Annotated in this window: 2 protein-coding genes and 1 pseudogene; all 3 read right to left on the bottom strand. The window is 67.9% G+C overall.

Features of this window, described 5'->3' with window-relative positions:
• Positions 1-456, bottom strand: a 456-nt coding sequence (locus CVO76_RS16950; RefSeq protein ID WP_208740224.1) for a heme-binding protein, incomplete at its 3' end; no start/stop codon positions are given.
• A gap of 230 nt (positions 457-686) precedes the next feature.
• A complete protein-coding gene (locus CVO76_RS16945) occupies positions 687-1,601 on the bottom strand; it encodes a glycosidase (protein WP_208740223.1) in 915 nt (304 codons plus the stop codon).
• Positions 1,602-2,090: 489 nt separating this feature from the next.
• A pseudogene (locus CVO76_RS16940) lies at positions 2,091-2,318 on the bottom strand (NAD-dependent dehydratase); the annotation flags it as partial.

Here is a 2,318-nt window from a genome sequence, read left to right as displayed (position 1 = left end):
CCAGCATGGCCGCCGACCCCTGATGTACAGCGGGAAGGAACCGCCGTGGGCGGCGTGGGTCGACGTGTCGAACATCGGGTTGTCCTCGGCGCGGCCGCCGTTGCGCCGGGCCCGCAGGCCGACGAGCAGGGACGGTACGAGGTAGCGGGCTGCCGTGCGGCTCTTCGCATCGAGCCAGTAGTCGTTGTCGGGGGTGGCGCCGTCGAGCGCGGCCCGGAACAGGATGTGGTTCGGCTTGCAGATACTGACCGCGATCGGCAGGTTGCGGCCCACGCCCAGCTGGACGAGCAGCTGCCCGAGCGCCACGGCGTCGTCGTTCGTGAAGCGCGTGAACTGGAGCTCGGCGACCTCGGTCTCGATCTTCGCGATGAGTGCCTCGAGGGCTTCGGCAGGCTGGTCGTTCCCGCCGTCGGGATCGAACGGGCGGAGGACTGTCGAGGCAGCATCATTGCTCATTGGATAAATCTACGGGGCGGTGATGGTCGCACGGAAACTACTTCGGCGATTTAGTCAGTTGCTCTTGACACACTCGAGCGGTCCTCCCGATCCGCCCTACAGTTCGGGCACGCACGGGCCCGTGCCGAGGAGTGCGAGGCCGGCGCGGTCACCCTCGCCGACCGGGAACGACGGCGGCCCCGCCCGGTGCCGGAGAGCGGCAGCAGGCGGGGCCGGAAGGAGGTCGGGAGCTACGAGGTCTCGATGTCCTTGGTGGCGTAGTCGAAGCGGAACGTCACGGTGGTGTCCGAGAGCAGGTGCAGCTCGTGGTTCTCGCCGTCGCGCACGCCGAACCGGCCGTAGTTCTCGTCCCAGGAGCCGTTGACGAGGATCTTGAACTGGTAGTTGCCGGCAGGGAGCTGCAGGGACAGCTTCCAGGTGTTCTCCGTCGGCTCCCAGGCGAACTGCAGTTCACGGAGGTCCGTACTCCAGTGCCCGGCCTCACCGAACAGCGGGTCGAAGTCGCCGGAGAGGGCGACCGACTGCGGCTGGTCCTGCCACGCCTCGTCGGCGGGGGTGTCGGTCGGCGCGTGCTCGGGCGCGGTGTCGGTCACCTCGAGGGTCACCGGAACCTCCGGGGGAGTGGGATCCTCGGCGACAGGAGACTCGACCAGCTTGGCCATCGACTCGTCCGGGTCGGAATCGTCGGCCGGCGCGGACTGCGCCTCCTCGCCGAGCTGTTCGGGCGCCTGCGGCACGTGGGCGGGTGCTTCGGAAGCCCGCTCGGGCACGGGCGCGCCGCTGAGCACGGCGTTCGCGAACTGGTCAGCGTCGCTGAACACCTCGACGGCGCGGACGCCCTCGTCGGTCGCGGTCCAGCCGCTGCGGCCCTTGACGAGCCAGCCGGCCTTCACGAGCTTGGAGGTCGCGGTCGTCAACGCCTTGTAGCCGCGGGGTACGCCGCCGGCGAGGAGCTCGGCTTCCTTCTCGTCGAAGGGGACCTCGGCCACGGCCTGGGACATCAGCTCGCTGGGCGCGACGATCGTCCCTGACTTCTGGCGGTCGGCCAGCAGGGCGAGGGTGGTGCGGAGTCGGACGTTGGTGCTGTTCCGGGGGGCGATGGCGGTCTCCTTCGTGGACGTCGGACGGCGTTCGCCGTCCATCATGATCGAGCTATCAGGGACTTGGGAAGTATTCTCCGGGACACGGATTCCTACCCAGGCGGGGTTTCACGGTGCTAGGGCTGCGGACGACAGCACCCTGATTTTATCGGAGGGCACGCCGTTCCGGTGCCAGGCTTCGCCGCATGACGAAGCCGGAACCGGGGCGGATCAGCGGGCGGATCGGCGGTCACGACCGGAAGGGTGCTCGCGGTAGCAGCAGGTGCCGCGGCGGCACGCGCGGTGCACACGCAGCCGCGATCACAAACTTCTTCATGGCTGTCTCCCCATTTCACCGACGGCTGCCCGTCGTGGCCACCGCGCGAAGACGGTTCCCTGCAACAGTAGGAGAGGTGGAGGGAATCCATTCTGGAGCCGGATACCCGTTTCTCCCCGCCCATTACCTGTTCATTGATGATCTGCGCGGGAACGACTGGGGTGACGTCTCTCGCCGGACTTCTTCGGAACCACCTGCCGCGGTCCGACCCGGGTCCGTCACACGATCGGCGGGATGACGTTGTCGGCAGCCAGTCCGTTGAAGAGCTCGAGGAACCTGTCCTCGGTGTCGAGGCAGTCGGCGAACCCATGCTGCCGGGCCTTGATGGTGGACGTGACGTTGTCGAACTCCGAGCGGAAGAGGAAGTCGCCGAAGGACCAGCCGGCCAGGTCCTCGTAGGGGGTCGGGACGAGGCCGTATTTCGTCACCATCCGCTGCCAGAGGTC

Source organism: Arthrobacter agilis, assembly GCF_002953615.1.
In the GTDB taxonomy this organism is placed as follows: Bacteria; Actinomycetota; Actinomycetes; order Actinomycetales; family Micrococcaceae; genus Arthrobacter_D; species Arthrobacter_D agilis_B.
The sequence above is the reverse complement of the archived record's forward strand: the minus strand, read 5'-3'. Positions and strand labels throughout refer to the sequence as shown.